The following is a 16,882-nucleotide window of genomic DNA, read 5'->3' on the forward strand; positions in this document are numbered from 1 at the left end:
TATTTGAAAATTCAGAAAGAATATTCAGTTTTTTATTGTGAGTATATATCCATTTATCGTGTTGCAAATACCGATTTTATCGTAATGATAGAACTATTGTTATTCCTTATCTTTAATATCTTCCATGAAATTCAGGGCAGCTTCACTTATCTCCTTGTATTTGGTCCAATGAAGGTAATGATGACCTTTTAAAGGAATGATTGTACTTGAAGGATTATTCGTAAGCTGTGTTTGTAAAAAAGTAAATTTTGATCTCCCGTCCCTACTCTCCCTGCCATCGTCTCTTGTAAAAAATAATACGGGCAGATCTGAGGGGAATGACATACGAGCAGTTTTTTTCACATTATCACCCAGTTCATTTGCCTCTTGAACAACATTATTATTGTAACCGTTCCATGCCGTCATGGCTTTTGTGATTGCTAAATTCTCTTCCGAGTAAGTACCCTCACTGTCAAGGGGAAGATAACCACTACTATTCAAGGATATCACGAGTCTAGTTAATCCGATGGGCGCCGCATATCTCATATAACGCGGCATAGTCGGAGGGGATTCATTGAAATAGGCAAGGGCCGCCGGTAGCGTCGCATCTATTCCTACAACCGCTTCAACTTCCTCAGGATACTCATGAGCATAGTACATACTGTAAATTCCGGAAATTGAATGCGGCATTAATACATATGGTCCTTTTATATTTAATTGCTGCAACGCACTTCTTAGTTCCTCAACGATGTGCTCCACCGTTCTATTCTTATCCGTCATATCACTCCAGCCATATCCGAATGGCTCTATGGCGACAACTCTGTTATGATTGGACATTTCATTAATTAAAGGCTCAAAATCTAGCACAGGTGATGCTGTTCCCAGTCCGGTTAATAATACAATGGTTTTTGGTCCGTTACCTTTTGTGTAGACATGCATCCGTTTATCCTCAATTTGGATATACTGCCCTCTTGCCGGGTATTTATAATGTTCTACCAACTTCATGATATGATGAAAGCCAATCCAGACGATCACAGCGGACAACATGAACAGAAGCAGTCTCTTAAAGATGGTTAGAATCTTATTTTTCTTTTTGACACTCACGTAGTATTTTTCTCCCATCCATATTTTCTCGTCTTGAAATGCCCTATTAGAGAACATACGGTGCATTTAAATTTCTTCCGCTTGATATACAGGCTCGCTGAAAACATTGTTGTTTTCCGGCTCCAGTGGGATCCGAAAAACCGCAATCCCCCTTTTATTTGCTATCCGAATTCTTTTAACAGCATATTTTCCATACCAAGTCTTCGTAACACCTGCCTTTCCAATCATGTGTTGTTCATTTGATTATCATATTGGAACATCATATGATTCCAGGTTTAAGGTGAAGTATCGACCAAGTTTAAGTTTAGTTTAAAGTTTTAGTTTTTTTGTTGTCTATGAGCACTTTTAGAATTTGATCGGTGCCGAAATTATTCTTAAAAGTGCTTGTTCTCAGATATGCCTGTTAGTTGAACATGAATTTAGATATGGCTCATCATTAATCAGTCTTAAATCCACTTATAAAGGGTCTGTTGTCCATAGGATTCCAATATTTATATTGTCCACTGCAACTATTCCCGTATCAAACGTATGCCAATGTGAGTTAGTTATCGTTGTCCAAGAGTAGAGCTTAAAGTAACCAGATTTCGAGTCAAACCTTGCGTTTGTATAGAAAATGGCTTCTTTCTGAAATTGATCTAAAAAATATTCACTTAATTCATTTGCCATCGGTTTTGTCTTCAAATCAATATCATGGGTCATGTTTTTTGAAAGAACATATATTAAAATTTTTTTAGCATAATCTTTATCAACCATTATCCAGTTACCCTCTAGCTTATCTGCATTATGGCCCATTCGCTTCAAAAATGCCTCCAATATACTTCCTTTCTCAATATTATTGTTTAATTCTATCCGTATGTAACTTTACCTGAATTCCTCTTTGATAATAAACTCTCGAACTCGTCATCATTTTTTATCATCTTCCTACCCGTTACCTCCTTCTTTGGAACCTCTAGTTAAAAAACCTTCTATGAGAAGTTTGAAACTCCTCCTTCAACTAACCTGCCCGTTAGTTGAATAAAAGAAGCCGATCACATTGATCAGCTTCTTTTGGTTTTTATTGAGCTAACGTTCCCCGTTAGTTTAACAAACTGTATTAAGAATTGTGATTAATAGTTCCTCTGAAATGTGAATTATCAATAATTCGTTACTTTAATTCAGCGGGCTTTCTGCTCTCGTTTTGAGAAAGATAAGGGCTTTACTGCGTGACACACCATAGTAAAAACGGGGTACGGTTGGTCATGAATGACCAACCGTACCCCGTTCTTGATATTATTACACTGTTTTCTTTTTCGGACTAATTGCGTGTATATATTTAATTGTAAGTTTCCATAACACTTTCCCGAGCCAATACATCAACACACCAATCACAATAGAAATTGGCAAGAACTGCATTGGGCTTGGTGTAAATGCTCCCATTTCGATTGTTATTCCGGCAATATCATATCCCATAAGATACCCGGCAAATTTAACAATTCCGCCTATCAGCGTAATAATTCCACCAATCATGAAAGCAATGGAAAGCGTACTGATGAACGGCAAAAGTAACATACCGCTGACACCTGCAAAGCTGCTACAAAATGCAAATATTGCGCCGAATTTACGCCAACTAAATTTACTGTTCTTTGAAATGGCCTCACCTAAGTATGCTTTCGCTAGTTCTTTTGGGTTTCCTAACCGTTCGATGATTTGCTCAGCAGCTACTCCGTTATTTTGCAATTCAAGCATTGAACTTTTGATCTCTTTTACAATGTCAATACGCTCAGAATCTGGCATGGATTTCAAATACTTTTCAATTTTTTCAAGATAATCATTCATAATTTTATCCATAATCTAACTCTCCTTTGATTTCTGATATAGCTTTTAATAAATTATCCCATTCTAAGGACATCGCGTTTAAGTATTCGTCTCCTTTTTCTGTAAGGGTATAATATTTTCTCGGTGGCAAGCCCTCTGTACCTTCTTGCCAAGATGAAGAAATATATTCTTCTTTCAGTAATCTTCTAAGCAGTGGATAAATTGTATTTTCTTTTGCAGCAACAATAGGATATTGCTCTAACATACCTATGATTTCATACCCGTAATATGGCCGCTGCTTTATTAACAATAAAATACAAAAATCGAGTGTTCCTCGCTTAATTTGTGATTTCCAATCTTCTAAATTCATGTATTGTGCCTCCTGAATATATATCGTACAACACAGTACTATATTCATCAATAGTAAATTCACTGCCAACAACCGCCGTACGCAAGCGGAAACAGCGGGCCGTTTTTCCTACTTGCTGAATTCAGCAAGTAAAATATTTTTAAAAGGATTAGGACTGTTATCTCTACCCAAACTGTTCAAACTGACAACCAACGTATGCTTGCCTCCAAGTGTACCTCCTGCAAAAGTAGAAAACCCTAGAATGCCACCTGTGTGCCCCCATACCGGAACACCGTTTGGAAGCTTAAATTCAGAGATTCCAAGACCATATCCATCGATTCCAGCTCTTCCTACAGGAACTGTAGTAAGCATTTGTTTTAGTTGCGGTTCCTTCAGTAATTTGCCACCGAGCAAGGAAGAGAAGAACTTATTTAAGTCGTCAGCAGTAGAAATCATATCTCCAGCCGAGCTACCTGCGCTTGGATTATAATAAGTAACGTCTTTTATCTCACTTGCTTCGTTTGGTTGGGAATATCCCCGAGCATGCTTGGTGCCTGGAATAACGCTTGAATTGCCAGGTAGGAATGTATCCGACAATTCAAGTGGTTCAATAATCCGATTTTCAATCTCTTCCGCATAACTGTTTCCCGTTACTTTTTCAATAAGAATACCCAGTAATACGTATCCCGTGTTTGAATAAGACCAACCCTTTCCTGGGACAAAGTCTGGGGGCAGAGAAATCCCCATCTTTACTAATTCATCAGCCGTATACGATTTTTTTGTATCCATAAAATCAGCGTCTTTAAACCTTGAGTATTCAGCAATACCACTTGTATGGTTCAATATCTGCCGGATGGTAATCTGTTTACCATTATATCCGTTTCCTTGAATGACACCAGGCAACCATTTTTCGATGGAGTCGTCTAGATTCAAGCGATTCTCTCCAGCTAATTGAAGTACAACCGTTGCGGTGAATGTCTTCGTCACGCTGCCAATGCGAAATCGAAAATTGGTCTCCATTGGTTTCTTGGTGCTCAGATTCGCTACCCCAGCGGCATAACCCCACGTTTTTCCACCCTCAGAAGTTTTAGCGAGTATCCCCGGGAATCCAAGTTGTAATGTATCCCGCATTGCTTGCTTGACGGAATTATGATCTTGTTGAGTGTTTCTGTGTAACGAACTGGATACATTTTGAGTAGGCTCTGCTTTTACAATTGAGGTTGGCGATGTGTACAGTAGGAAACTTCCAGTTATTAACAAGGCCAGACTTGCAAATGTAATTTGAAAACGTATTTTCATAAGATATTCCTCTTTTCTAGTAATATTGTAAGTTTGTAATCATCTGCATAATTGTTTTTTTACAACGCCATTCTGTCCTAACAAGCGGTAATTCCTCTTTTTTTTGCATCCCAGAATTCCGCCATTCACCCTTACCTCCTGCATATACATCGTACAACACAGTACCTCTACTATCAATAGTATATTAGAAATTTTTTTATCAAATGAGAGATATTTTGAACTAAATTCAGTATCAACGACCATCGAGCGTAAAGCAGAAACAGCGGGATGTTACGTAATAGGGGCGTATATTCCCTTGTATAGTGCTGGTTTCCAGGTGCGTTATGAGAGGAGCAGGCTTTTATACCTTTCCCCTCAAAATCATCGTCCTGCTGCGTGACACATCCATAGTAAAAACGGGGTGCGATTGGTTATGAATGACCGCCGCGCCCCGTTCTTTTTTTTGTGCTTATCGTTCAGTTTCCCATAGTCGGTACACATTTTATCCTCTTGAAGCTTTTCGTATTCCGTTTGCAGCGCGTTGGCGTACGGGAGCCTGCCACCGATCTGCGCCGTCTTTAAACTTTGGTGGCTGCTTCATACAAAAAAATACTGCTTTCGTGCCCTGCACGGTAGCTGTCCTTATACTTTGCTCTGCGGTAGCCGATCACGTTGGTCGGCTACCTCCTTGGTTTTATTGAACTATCGTATCCAGTTACTTCAACAAACTGTATTTCTCCACCAATTAGTTGAACAACAGCAACAAGCAACTGCCTAGGCTATCAGTTACTATCGTTGTCAGTCTTCAATTGCCTTGTAGACCGTGGTCCAGAAGAATGGATAAGATGCGCTGGATTGGGGGTGACAACCCGACTTCGCAAATAGATAATCGCGAAAGTATTGGGTGATAATTCGAACTATCCTGACCGATAGTTGAACAAAAGCCGCCCATCATGTGAAATGCTGCCTTCTTGTTTTATATTAAGCAATCGTCCCTTTTGCTTAATGGATTACATTTGTAGCTGTAATGCGACCCACCACTTATTCCATTAACCTCCTTTACTTCATTATGTTCGGAATTAGTTCATACAAGGCACGAACATCACAACGGATGGAATTGGCGATCGCAAGATTATCTTCATGTATCCAAAAAGATTCTAAGAACATCTCCCGCATAAATCCCCGCTTTCTCTTCTTCCGAATCAATTTGGAGAAGTAATCGCTACTTATATGCAGATTGCACAACCTTATCGTGATTCGAAAAGCGGACGTTATACTGATTGCCATCCCTGAATACAACATAGGAATTTCAGCATTTTCCCTCTTCGAGTGCGATTTCAACTAACCTGCCCGTTAGTAGAACAAAAGCAGCCGATCACGATAGTCAGCTGCTTCCTTGGGTTTATTGAACTAACGTTTCCCGTTAGTTGAATAAACACGCTTTCTTTTATTACACAATATCTTCGTACTATGCATTAAATCTCTTACGAGTTGAACCAAACACCAAATGTCCATCATTCACTAGACGAATCTTTATATTCTATATAGAATGAACTGAAAATCTTTACGTTCGGACCAGAGTACCCTATTAGGCGGTTCTCAATTTTATGAGTTCAATCTATATAAGTGTGAATATAGGATCAGATTATAGACAAGGTAGCTTGTTCTCCAGCTCTTTTAATTGCACGTCGTAAAGTGCCATCTTATAGTTAATTTTCTCCAAAGTCTTGATGATCTGCATTAGCTGTTCCTCCACCTTGATCTTGTGACCGGCCATCAACTGTCTGCGTTCAAGAAGAGTTTTGTCACCGTCCTGGAAGTAATCCAGATATTGCTTCAGATCTGCCAATGACATCCCGGTCGAACGTAGTGCAACAATAGTCTCAATCCATTCGATACTGGATTCATCGTATAGGCGGTTCCCATTCTCATTGCGCTTGGCGAAAGGTAGCACTCCCTGCTTTTCATAGAAACGCAACGTATGGGCGGGGACCCCGGTTGTTTGTGAGACTTCCTTAACTGTATAGAACATGATAGAACCCCTTTGTTGTAATATTAAAGTGACTTTAAGCTATTGTACTGCCGAATGACCATATGTTCAATTGTGGAATCCCCGAAATAAAGGGTTTGTAGATGGGAAATCTCTAATTAATTACCGCTTTTCTATGAATTTGACTTAGATATGACTTTAACCTCTATGCTTATAAAGCAAGCAAAACCTAAAGCGGAGGATGAGTGAAGAATGAGTTCAAATAAAATATGGTTTGTTACAGGCGCTTCCAAAGGGATGGGGCTGGCCCTAGTGAAAAAACTTCTGGCAGGAGGCGCCCGAGTAGCGGCAACGTCGAGAACTGTGGATGAATTGGAAGAAGCTGTAGGCAGCCATGAATATTTCCTTCCTATACAGCTCAATCTGTCGGATGAGCAAGCGGTGAAAGAAGCGATTTCCGCTACTATTGAGCACTTCGGCGGTCTTGATGTTGTAGTCAACAACGCAGGGTATGGACAGGTTGGAATCTTTGAGGAAATAACGGATGAATATGCGCGCCGGAATTTCGAGGCGAATGTCTTCGGCACTTTTAATGTGGTCCGTCAGGCTTTGCCTCAGCTAAGGCAGCAGAGATCGGGGCATATTATTAATTTCTCATCGACGGCAGGCTTCTTTGGCTTTGGGGGAAGCTCAATCTATGCGGCTACCAAGTTTGCGGTGGATGGAATGAGCGAAGCGCTGGCGCAGGATGTTCAGCCTTTTGGCATACATGTCACTGCGGTGAAGCCGGGTTATTTCCGCACTAACTTTCTATCCAAGGGCTCGCTCGGTGTGAATTCGGTGAATCCCATAGAAGACTACAAGGAGCAGCGTGAGGCCCAGGAGGCATCCGTGAGTGCATATGACAATAACCAGCCGGGAGATCCGGAGAAAGCAGTCGACCTTCTGATCCGGATCACTGAATCCTCCAATCCGCCACTGCATTTGTTCCTTGGCAAAGATGCCTACGAGGTTGCCCGCAATAAGATTTCTAGAATTCAGAAGGATTTGGAGGCTTGGGAAAGCGAAGCTACAGCTACTGATTTTAGCTAAATAAGTGTACTTTAGTTAAAAAGGTCCGGCCTGCGTCATCTTTAAGATGCAGGCCGGACCTTTTGCAACTTAACAATAGGATCATAATTTGAACCGCCGCTTACGGGAATCGATCTTGTCATGGTGTTAGTCAAAGCCCACACTCATCATGTTAATGAAATTCAGCCTTTTCTGTGAGAGAATCCGAGAATTCAGATGGTTTTTTACGCAAGAATAGCCTTAAGCTTAATCCTGTCGAGGGATTGTGGAAATGGCTAAAACAAGATGTCGTCTACAATCTCTTTTTTTAAAAGTATTTCATCATCCGTACTCATATCGCAGCTTTCTTGAAACGGGTCAATCAGAGCCCCTCTTGAATTGATTGATCGGCTACTGGTACGAACATAAAGATTTTAAGTGAAATAAAATTATCAGCCCTACACCCATTAACACTGCCCACGTAATTTGAAATTTATCTAAGTTTCTTTGCATAAATGACGTAAATCCATTTTTTTCATATTATCGTTATCTCCGAAAGTTTTTTCGTCAGAAAAGCTCCTTTTCCATGCTTCCTTTCTGATTCACAGTATGCGTCAAATGCGATATAAAACCTCCACTTATCTTGTTCAACTAAACTGCCCGTTAGCTTAATGAAATACGGAAAATACCGATTAGATCTACGTCTAATCGGTAATAGGAACATGTTCTTGTCCAATACGGTAATCGGTACAAGTTTGTCCCTCAACAATGACAGGATCAGCACTAAGTAAGATCTCGGCATATGTTTTCATCCCGCGAGCCCAAAAGACACATCCACCATCCTCTTCATTTCTTTGCTAAAGTGCTTTGACAAGTTTGTTTTGTCTAATTCAAATGAGATCACAATTTCAATTGAAGTACCACTGATCATTGAAACTCGTTTCTTTGACTATATAACAGCATTCAGCGTTTCAGTCGCCCCTAAGAGACCCACACTTCTACTCAGATCTTCATCTAATCGAAATGCGAAAACTTTCCTGCATAATGCTGCTTATTGAGGTTTTCATTACATCGCTTTTCATTTAGATACTCATCTAATCGGTAATCGGACTATGTTCTTGTCCATTCCGGCAATCGGTACAAGTTCTTGTCCTTGGCTTGGGACAAGAACTTGTCCGATAAAATAAAAAAGCCGCTAAAATAGCGACTTCAATGGGAACATGTTCTTGTCCCTCGACACTTGTTGCCCGTTAGCTTAATGAAACAGATGAAATATTCTATCGACACTGATATCATGTTCGCACTCTTTTCAGCAATGAAATGAAGTTTTTGCCTTAAGAGAGCGATTTGTGCTTTTATCTCGCCAGATTACCTTCTGTCATGATTATATTTAGATAACAATCTAATTCGCAATGACACTATGTTTTTGTCCTTATCTGCAAAGGAACCAAGTTCTTGTCCCTCGAAATTAGTTGAATACATTACACAGTTCTAATCCTATAAAATATAAACTAAGCGTACAACTCTTTACAGTTGCACGCTCTTTTTTTATGTCGTTGTAAGCCCAAAATATCCAACTAATTACTAAAAAAGCATGTCAAACGTAAACCAAACGTATCTTTTAAATAAGTATCTGTTGCTAAAATAATTTGTTTCATAGAGTTTGTGATATCTAATATTGATACCCCTGGTTGGACAATAGAAATTTCAAATTCTGTTTCATAACCAGCTCTCACCATCTTTTTTAACATATTTAAAGTTTGTAAGGACCCTTTTTCGAATCGTGTTTCACCATAGCTTTTTTGTCTTGAATTTTCCCTTTCAATCATTCTTTGTATTATTTCTAGTACATTATCATTCCACATAATTGATTTTTCAGCTTGGCCGCAAACTTCATATAGATCTGAGACACGAGAACCGGGATGCTCTCCGTGTGAATACTTACAATGATAAAGATGAAATCTAATTTTTTTATGCTGCATATCAATTTTAACAGAAACAATATCAGCAATTTCCCCTGAGCCATCATCGTCAAAAATTATGTCTGAACTTTGATCGACAATATTATGTATCGTAGCGTATTGTATAGAATCAATTTTTCTTCCTCTCCCTTGTGATTCCGATTTAATATTGACTCCAAGAACAGGCCAGTTAACAGCAATAAGAACATCTGAAGATAACTTAATACCACTTTTTGGTTTGATCACTGTTTTTAGATTCTCCTGAACTACAACTACAGTTCCATCATGCTGAATAAAAGATATTTCTGGGGAATACTCAAATAAGAAATCGATCATTTGAACTGATTTCTTACCTAATTTTACTATAAGCTTGTCACCTTCAATTTGCTTAAAACTATAAGAGGAGTCATTAATAATTTGTTCAAATACAAATTTTCTTTCATTTATCAAGAATTCAAATCGAAGATTTCCATCAACCAAACTGGGGTTGCTTAACTCCGATAGATAGAAAGGGTATGCCTTTTCTTCTTTAGTAATATACAACTGTTTCGTGTAACTATTAGACGTTTCAATCGTTTCCGGTAGTAGTATTTTATAAGGAACACCTTCTGGGAAGTCCTTTATGACTTCTAAAGTGAGTGAATTATCTAGAATGCTATTTGTATCAATGGTATCATCCAGCACTTTTTTTCCTATATCCTGACACCACTCTGTCCAAAAGTTTATACGTTCCACCCAGCGCATCCAAACTTTCCCTCTATACGAACAACCGATACTTATACGTTCCCCACTGTGATAACCATAACCGAATAAATTAGATTTAGTCGAATTTGACACGATTGCTTCACTAATTCCAGACTTAATATCGGTACCCGCAAACATTCTAAAACTAATCCTTCCACTTGGTTGTTGTTTCAATCCTAAAGTGCCAATCATTAACCTATTTATCTCATTCAAGCTCCGATATACTAAATCCCCCTTAATTGCTGTGGCTTGTGGAAACATACTTTCAATGAGTCGATTCCCCTTTCCTGTATCAGTTTCGTTTATATGTAGTATTCCATTCTCTTTGTCCAAAAACATAACAAAAAAATCATAATCATATTGCATTATATCCTTTTGATCAGACCAAACTACTTTTGTTTCAATTTCCTCAATGAAAATGTAAACAGAATCCTCTTCATTTATCATTGATGTAGTTCTATCTGGATCCAAGACCAGTTTCCAAGCGTCTACAAAAGTTCTTTCCGTAGGACACCGAAACATTCGGGTACTAATTTTCATCTTGAGTTGTGATATATCTATATCCGTAACATGACCTTTTTCAAACTTTCCAATAAACTCACTAAGTTCAAGTTCTTTATTAATAGCTTGATGTGAATGTATATTGAGGAGCGAATTCCAATCAGAATCTTGACGATATAACTCTTCTATAGAGTCCTTTAAATCATCCATTGCCACATTTGTTATGAGCTTCGCATTTCCTAAATTATTACCACTTGTTCGAGCAAATCGTCCAATAAATTGAAGCGTAATTGGAAGTGACTTATATTTATCATGGATTGCTGCAATTTTTAATGTTGGAATATCGATACCTTCACCAAACATGTCTACACATACGACAATCTTTGCATTGCCATCCTTAACTTCTTGTAAATATTTATTTCTCTGGGTAGAAGCAATACCAGTGTGAATTACAACTGGGTTGTATTCTGTATACTGAGAATATACTTTTTCATATAACTCATCGGCTCGTTTACGGCTCTTCGCTCGTGCTAGAATAACATGTTCCAATCCTTTGTCCAAATCTTCTTTTAATAGTTGGATTGAGATTTTCGCGATCTCTTCATCAGACTTTTGTTCGTCAAATTCTTGAATTGGATAAAACTCGATTGGCTTGAAGTATCCAGCTTTTTGCGCCATTGTCAGTCCGTAATTGAATATTATTTTACCATCAACTTTCTTTCCATCATTTCTAAAAGGGGTTGCAGTAAATTGTAGAATTTTCTTTCCTAAAACCTTTTCTTTCACCGCTCCCCAATCCGGTGATGCAAGATGGTGTGCTTCATCAAAGATTACCACTTCTAGTTTTTGAATAAATTTCTCCCAAACAGATGAAGGCATTTTTTTTATCATACCTGGTGTAGAAATAACTATGTTCGATTCCTGAAGTGCAGCAATCAGAGCTTTTTCATCTGTAGCTTCAACTTTCGATTTATAAAGGAAAGTAGTTGGATAAATAGACTCATTAGAGATCATATCTAATTTGGGAAGTATTCCAAAATGACGTGCTCCTTCATAAATTTGTTCTCTTAAGAGATTAGAAGGCACTATGATTAATGTTGAAGCAATTCTTTCAGAAATAATAGTTGCATACATTGTTTCGGACTTTCCTGTACCCGTAGGCAACACTATTGTAGCTGGAGAATTTGATGTTACCCAATGTGCACGAATTGCCGATAGAGCCCCAAATTGGGGTGAACGTAAGCCAATCTCACCCTCGCTTCGCGAAACTCTCTCCTGATAAGACAATCTCCAACTATCAATAATCTTTGCTTGGCTTAATTTATTACCTTTGCTGTCCGTACAACGACTCAACTTATTACCACGTCCTATGGTTGACACTACTGTTTTATACCGCATCAAAAAACCTTCTTTCTGTGTTGAAATTTTTCAGATCTCTTGAAGTAATTATACAATAATTAATTCAGAATACGGTTAACAAAAATACTTCTAGTATTTGTAGAACAGGTATTCTGAATAGTTGTTTTTAGCAGATTCGGCTTAATACTGTGAGTTGGGTTGTCAGCCTGATTATATCTCTTGTTTATATGAAATGAAATGTGAAAATCATACTTCATATACTGCATATTCAAGTTTTAAGTAAATGAGCTTTTTGTTTTGACATCTATCTAATCATTAAAGAAAACAAGTTCTCTTCCCTCTTCACTTACATTTAGGTAAGCTACCCTGAATTTCTCCTTTAGCACTTTCATGTTGATAAGGACATTCGCATTTAAGTATCGATTCATTTTTACTATGGGAGCTCGCTTGTTGTTGTCATTTGTACAATCTCCTTGTTACACCGGTCTCATTGAGTGCTCATTATATATATTTAAGACTGATATACCTAATGAAATGAAGCATCGGTTGTCAGTTTAAACTCTGTACTGTATAAAATGTAAATGTTAAGGGGATTTTAAGCTCGGGCGTGTATGAGTCTGTTTAATCACATCACAGGAGGTATATTATGAATGAATTGCGTTTAGTTCCACCTTCCCCTGCCGTACAATTTTACATTTTGAATGAGTACCGTACGAAATGGAAGAATCGTGGGTTTAGTTTTGAACAATTTTTATTTGCCCGAGGTTACCAAAATCCAGCCCATGATTTGCACGGAATGGACGACAATGTAACGAATATCATGCGGGATGGACACAATGAATTTATTTCGATCCCCCACACCCCTGTAACAGGTACTCTGAGAGTTTTAGTCCTTTTGGTAGACTTCCCAGACGAACAAGGAATTTTACCAAAAAGTCACTATGATGAATTGCTGTTCTCTAAAAAAAATTCTCTTACTGGAAGTTTGTCAGACTATTACGAAGAGGTTAGTTCAGAGAAAGTCCATATTGAGGGAGAAGTTCACGGGTGGCTCAGAATGCCTCAAAACTATAGTTATTATACCAATGGGAGTTCGGGTATGTCTGAATCCTATCCTAATGCACAGGTACTTGCTGAAGATGCTGTGAAGACAGCTCTTTCAAAGGGGATCACCTTTGATCCTACGCTTGATAAATTAGGTAATCATGAGATAACTGCATTGTTCATCGTACATGCAGGTTTGGGTGCTGAAAAACTGAACCCCTCCTTACGAGGAAAGCATATATGGTCCCACAAGTGGGTAACGAGGAATCCGATTGAAGTTTCACCGAATCTGTATGCAAGCACATATTTAATGGTCCCGCAAGATGCAAAATTAGGTGTGTGTGCTCATGAACTGGGTCACCTTGCTTTTCAATGGCAGGATTTTTACGATCCTAACTATGATGAGGATGGTGATCACTGGGATGGAAGTGGCATGTGGGATCTAATGGCAAGTGGATCCTACGCTGGGAATGAAGTACGCCCTATCCATCCAGCGGGGCTCCATAAATCTCAACATGGTTGGGTTGAAGTGACGAAAATTTCACAATCAACGAATGAGGTTGTCTTACCTCCAGTTACAGGACCAAATGGAAAAGTACTTAAAATAAGTGGGCCTGGCTATACAGAAAAGCAATATTTGCTCTTAGAAAATAGAATAAAGAATAAATTTGACGGTGCTTTACCTGGAGAAGGACTATTAGTATGGAGGGTGGATGAAGACGCTAAACAGGATGGAAGCCATCGACCAGGAATGTTGTTAATTCAAGCTGACGGTAGAAATGATCTTAACGATCCCAACGATTTGAATGCTGGAGATGCTGGAGATCCTTTCCCAGGGTCGAAAAAAGTGAGCGAGCTTAACGACTCTGGTATAATATCCACATCCTTCTCAGACATCGCTTCCGGAGTCAGTCTTAGAAACATCTCATTTAACGAGGCAACCAAACAGATTCAACTTGACATCATAATGGAGGGTTAGAAGATTTCTGGAAAAGACGTTATTCCGATAGGGCAATTTCCAGTTTAATGACATAGAAAAATTAACATGAAGAACTTAGGCCGATAGAATATCGGCCTAAGTTCTTCATGTTTCAATTTACGCTGTTAACGGCTCAAGCTTGAGGTTCGGGATCAGATTGAGGTCGAAATAAGAAACCGCATGTTTTTGGTAATGACTTGCGGCTAGAGTCCGAATAATGTGCTAATACAATGTAAAATCCGATTGTGGCGACAACAATGATCAATAAAAACTTCAAGACGCTGCCGATGTAGCCAACAATGTGAATGACTCCATTTTGGAATGCTCTAAATATTCCCTACATAGGACAGGAGTAACGATAAAGGTGTCCGTCATCCAATGCACAGAAATACCGATTCGGTCAGCTACAGTTTTCTTATTAATTTCTACCGGCTTCTCAACTTCGATATTCTTCCCTTTGAAAGGTGTGCTCTTATCATTGTACTCGACCTCTAACTTTACAAGGTCATCCGTAAACGGTTCGGCTTCTACGTCCTCATGAAACCTTTTTTTTTGGTGTCAAGTTATGCAAAATGTAACTACACTTACTAAGCCACACATTTACATCGTATCTCTCTTCTATTTAACGCTAGGCTTCGGCTGGTTCGTATAAGGTGAGCTGTAAGGTTTACCGAAGAAAATTTTTGAAATACTAACAAACAGTAAAGAAGCCACTATAATAGCGACTTTGAATGGAATATTGTCTTGTCCAGCGATACCCCATAATAAATAATCTATAATTTTATTTGATTTTTCTTTAAATTTTGTTCTGAATTGTACATCTCTACAGTGATTTTCTTTTGGTTACCGTCCAAGTAGTCAACATACATATTTTCTCGTAGAGTTTGATACGTATATTTTATGCTTTTATACCCCCAGAGCACTTAACAGATAGGGAAGCTTTACCAGCCTTTCACGAGTGCAAGTTCCTCAGAAGTCTGTCTCGCTGTTTTTTTGTATCTATCAAACTAGGAGGACTTGCTAAGATAGTTTTGAGGAGCATCATGACAGTACTTCCAAACGAAAACTATTTCACAATCGTGCGGTATAACTTAAAAATTAAGTATTCAAGAAAACTTATTAGCATTAACGAATCCATAAGATTCAAGCCTATCTCTTTCTTCATCCTTCAACATTGGAACAGCCCATACTAAAGAATATTTTGCTCTGGTGTTAGCAACATAACCTATCCTTCCAGCTTCAAGCTCTGTATCAATCCACTTTTTCCAATGTCCACTTCCTGAATTATGACTGGTTAGGTTCATATCCAGGATAGCGTCGCCATACGTATTTGCAAATGAAATAGAGAATCGCCCCGACGAATCAGTCTGGACTGGAATTTTATCCAATATCTTTCCGCTTCGAACTTTATTCTGGTGTTGATTGATCTGGATCTCCAGCTGCTTGTTCGCCTGCTCCGCGAATTGTCCTTCTATCAATAGCGTACCGTCCGCGCGGAATTCGGCAATCAACATCTTGTTGCCAAGCGTTGGTTTAATATACACTTCAGAAACAGACGTTCAGGTAGCTTCTTCCGGACGTGACCGACTTCGGTACGTCGACCAATTGCTTCATACGGGACTGCAATTGCTTCAAGATCACCGCCGCCTGCACCCTAGTGACGAATCATGGGAACCAAACATCCAGCTCTGATTCCCTTCGGTTCCGCGCATATAATCATGAGCCAGAACGTAGTTCACCGCATTGGAGAAATCAAAATTCACGCCGTCCGCCTACGCGATCAGGACAGCCACGCGATAACGGTTAATGGGCTTGTCCCAAAAGTTGCCTTTGCCCGTCATACTTAGTTATTCATCTAATCGGTAATAGGACCAAGTTCTTATCCACCTTGTCAATCGGTACAAGTTCTTGTCCTTGGATCGAGACAAGAACTTGTACCGATAAAACAAAAAAGCCGCCAAAATAGCGACTTTAATGGGTCCATGTTCTTGTCCCTTGACAACACCAGCTAGTTTGTAGTTTTAACTCCCACCCATCCGTCGTATAATCTACCTAAAACGCCGAACTCATATTCCGAGTTCGGCGTTTTTAAAATTCAATGGACACAATTAATATGCCGGTTTGATCGACTCTCGCATCCTCCCAGATTCATGAATTTATGCCCTTTTCTAAATAATGGAAAATGAATGCCTCAAAGAAGAATGAACCGTCAAAGCCGGCTTTCCAAAGGCTGTTGTATATTTCTCAACAAGTTTTTCTATAGAACGTTGTGTTAAACGTCTATTTTTACCTTTGCATCCTACAGGTACTGCAATAAACACTTGCTATACTCGGTTCCTCCATGCGTTCTGTTTATCCTGCGAATGGGTCAACATTCGTTGGCTTTCCAATAAGTTTAACATAGATTGCATCTTGCCCATCCCCCTTTTTCACATTCTGCTTATGCCAGCGCTTGAAGTCCGGTTGGTGACGCGCAAGCTGGAGTACCGCCAGAAACAAATACTTTCGCAGCATGCTGTCCCCGCGCAATATTACGGTTGAACGCAAAGACCGCTTCTCTGGCTTTCTCAAAAACTCCATCGCTCTTCCTACATGATCTCGCTCGATGACCTTGTATACACGGGACGGTGGATAGGAAGAAAGGATGGGATCGTCCTTCCATAAGGAACCATCGATGGGCATTCTGGAATGGACACCAACCTCCTTCCAATGCTGTTCTACGTCCGCAGGCTTTTGAATGCCTTCCAGCC

Annotated in this window: 10 protein-coding genes and 2 pseudogenes; 2 read left to right on the forward strand and 10 right to left on the reverse strand. The window is 39.2% G+C overall.

All coding sequences use genetic code 11. The features are described from left to right. Nucleotides 1-99: 99 nt before the first annotated feature. From AC4G47_RS13315 to AC4G47_RS13340, 6 genes are all read right to left on the reverse strand, one after another. Complete coding sequence (locus AC4G47_RS13315) at nt 100-1,083, reverse strand: alpha/beta fold hydrolase (RefSeq protein ID WP_491106320.1); 984 nt, start codon at nt 1,081-1,083, stop codon at nt 100-102. A 456-nt stretch (nt 1,084-1,539) separates the two neighbouring features. Next, a complete protein-coding gene (locus tag AC4G47_RS13320; protein WP_491106321.1) occupies nt 1,540-1,884 on the reverse strand; it encodes a hypothetical protein in 345 nt (114 codons plus the stop codon). Between the two features lie 471 nt (nt 1,885-2,355). Continuing rightward, the gene (locus AC4G47_RS13325; protein ID WP_491106322.1) at nt 2,356-2,910 is read right to left on the reverse strand and encodes a DUF1700 domain-containing protein; all 555 of its coding nucleotides are present in this window, start codon (nt 2,908-2,910) and stop codon (nt 2,356-2,358) included. Continuing rightward, nucleotides 2,903-3,247, reverse strand: a complete 345-nt coding sequence (locus AC4G47_RS13330) for a PadR family transcriptional regulator (RefSeq protein ID WP_491106323.1) — start codon at nt 3,245-3,247, stop codon at nt 2,903-2,905. The genes AC4G47_RS13325 and AC4G47_RS13330 overlap by 8 nt, the downstream gene beginning before the upstream one ends. A gap of 108 nt (nt 3,248-3,355) precedes the next feature. After that, a complete protein-coding gene (locus AC4G47_RS13335) occupies nt 3,356-4,525 on the reverse strand; it encodes a serine hydrolase domain-containing protein (protein WP_491106324.1) in 1,170 nt (389 codons plus the stop codon). 1,624 nt (nt 4,526-6,149) lie between these two features. Further along, nucleotides 6,150-6,536, reverse strand: coding sequence for a MerR family transcriptional regulator (locus AC4G47_RS13340; RefSeq protein WP_491106325.1), 387 nt, complete (start codon nt 6,534-6,536; stop codon nt 6,150-6,152). A 210-nt stretch (nt 6,537-6,746) separates the two neighbouring features. On the opposite strand from AC4G47_RS13340, the gene AC4G47_RS13345 reads away from it, so the two are divergent. After that, on the forward strand, nt 6,747-7,586 hold the full coding sequence (locus tag AC4G47_RS13345) for an SDR family NAD(P)-dependent oxidoreductase (RefSeq protein WP_491106326.1): 840 nt from the start codon (nt 6,747-6,749) through the stop codon (nt 7,584-7,586). A 1,535-nt stretch (nt 7,587-9,121) separates the two neighbouring features. On the opposite strand, the gene AC4G47_RS13350 is transcribed toward AC4G47_RS13345, so the two are convergent. Next, nucleotides 9,122-12,148 (reverse strand): DEAD/DEAH box helicase, encoded by a 3,027-nt coding sequence (locus AC4G47_RS13350; protein ID WP_491106327.1) that lies wholly within the window; start codon nt 12,146-12,148, stop codon nt 9,122-9,124. A gap of 607 nt (nt 12,149-12,755) precedes the next feature. Here AC4G47_RS13350 and AC4G47_RS13355 point away from each other — a divergent pair. Next, a complete protein-coding gene (locus AC4G47_RS13355) occupies nt 12,756-14,132 on the forward strand; it encodes a M6 family metalloprotease domain-containing protein (RefSeq protein WP_491106328.1) in 1,377 nt (458 codons plus the stop codon). Nucleotides 14,133-15,238: 1,106 nt separating this feature from the next. Here the strand turns inward: AC4G47_RS13355 and AC4G47_RS13360 are convergent. From AC4G47_RS13360 to AC4G47_RS13370, 3 genes and pseudogenes are all read right to left on the reverse strand, one after another. Beyond that, nucleotides 15,239-15,646 carry a hypothetical protein gene (locus AC4G47_RS13360; RefSeq protein WP_491106329.1) on the reverse strand — a complete coding sequence of 136 codons (408 nt, stop codon included), beginning with the start codon at nt 15,644-15,646 and terminating at the stop codon, nt 15,239-15,241. 663 nt (nt 15,647-16,309) lie between these two features. Next, nucleotides 16,310-16,453 (reverse strand): annotated as a pseudogene (locus AC4G47_RS13365) (tyrosine recombinase XerS); the annotation flags it as partial. Nucleotides 16,454-16,656: 203 nt separating this feature from the next. Beyond that, nucleotides 16,657-16,874: pseudogene (locus AC4G47_RS13370) on the reverse strand (thioredoxin domain-containing protein); the annotation flags it as partial. Nucleotides 16,875-16,882 lie beyond the last annotated feature (8 nt).

Source organism: Paenibacillus sp. Negev47, assembly GCF_058313655.1.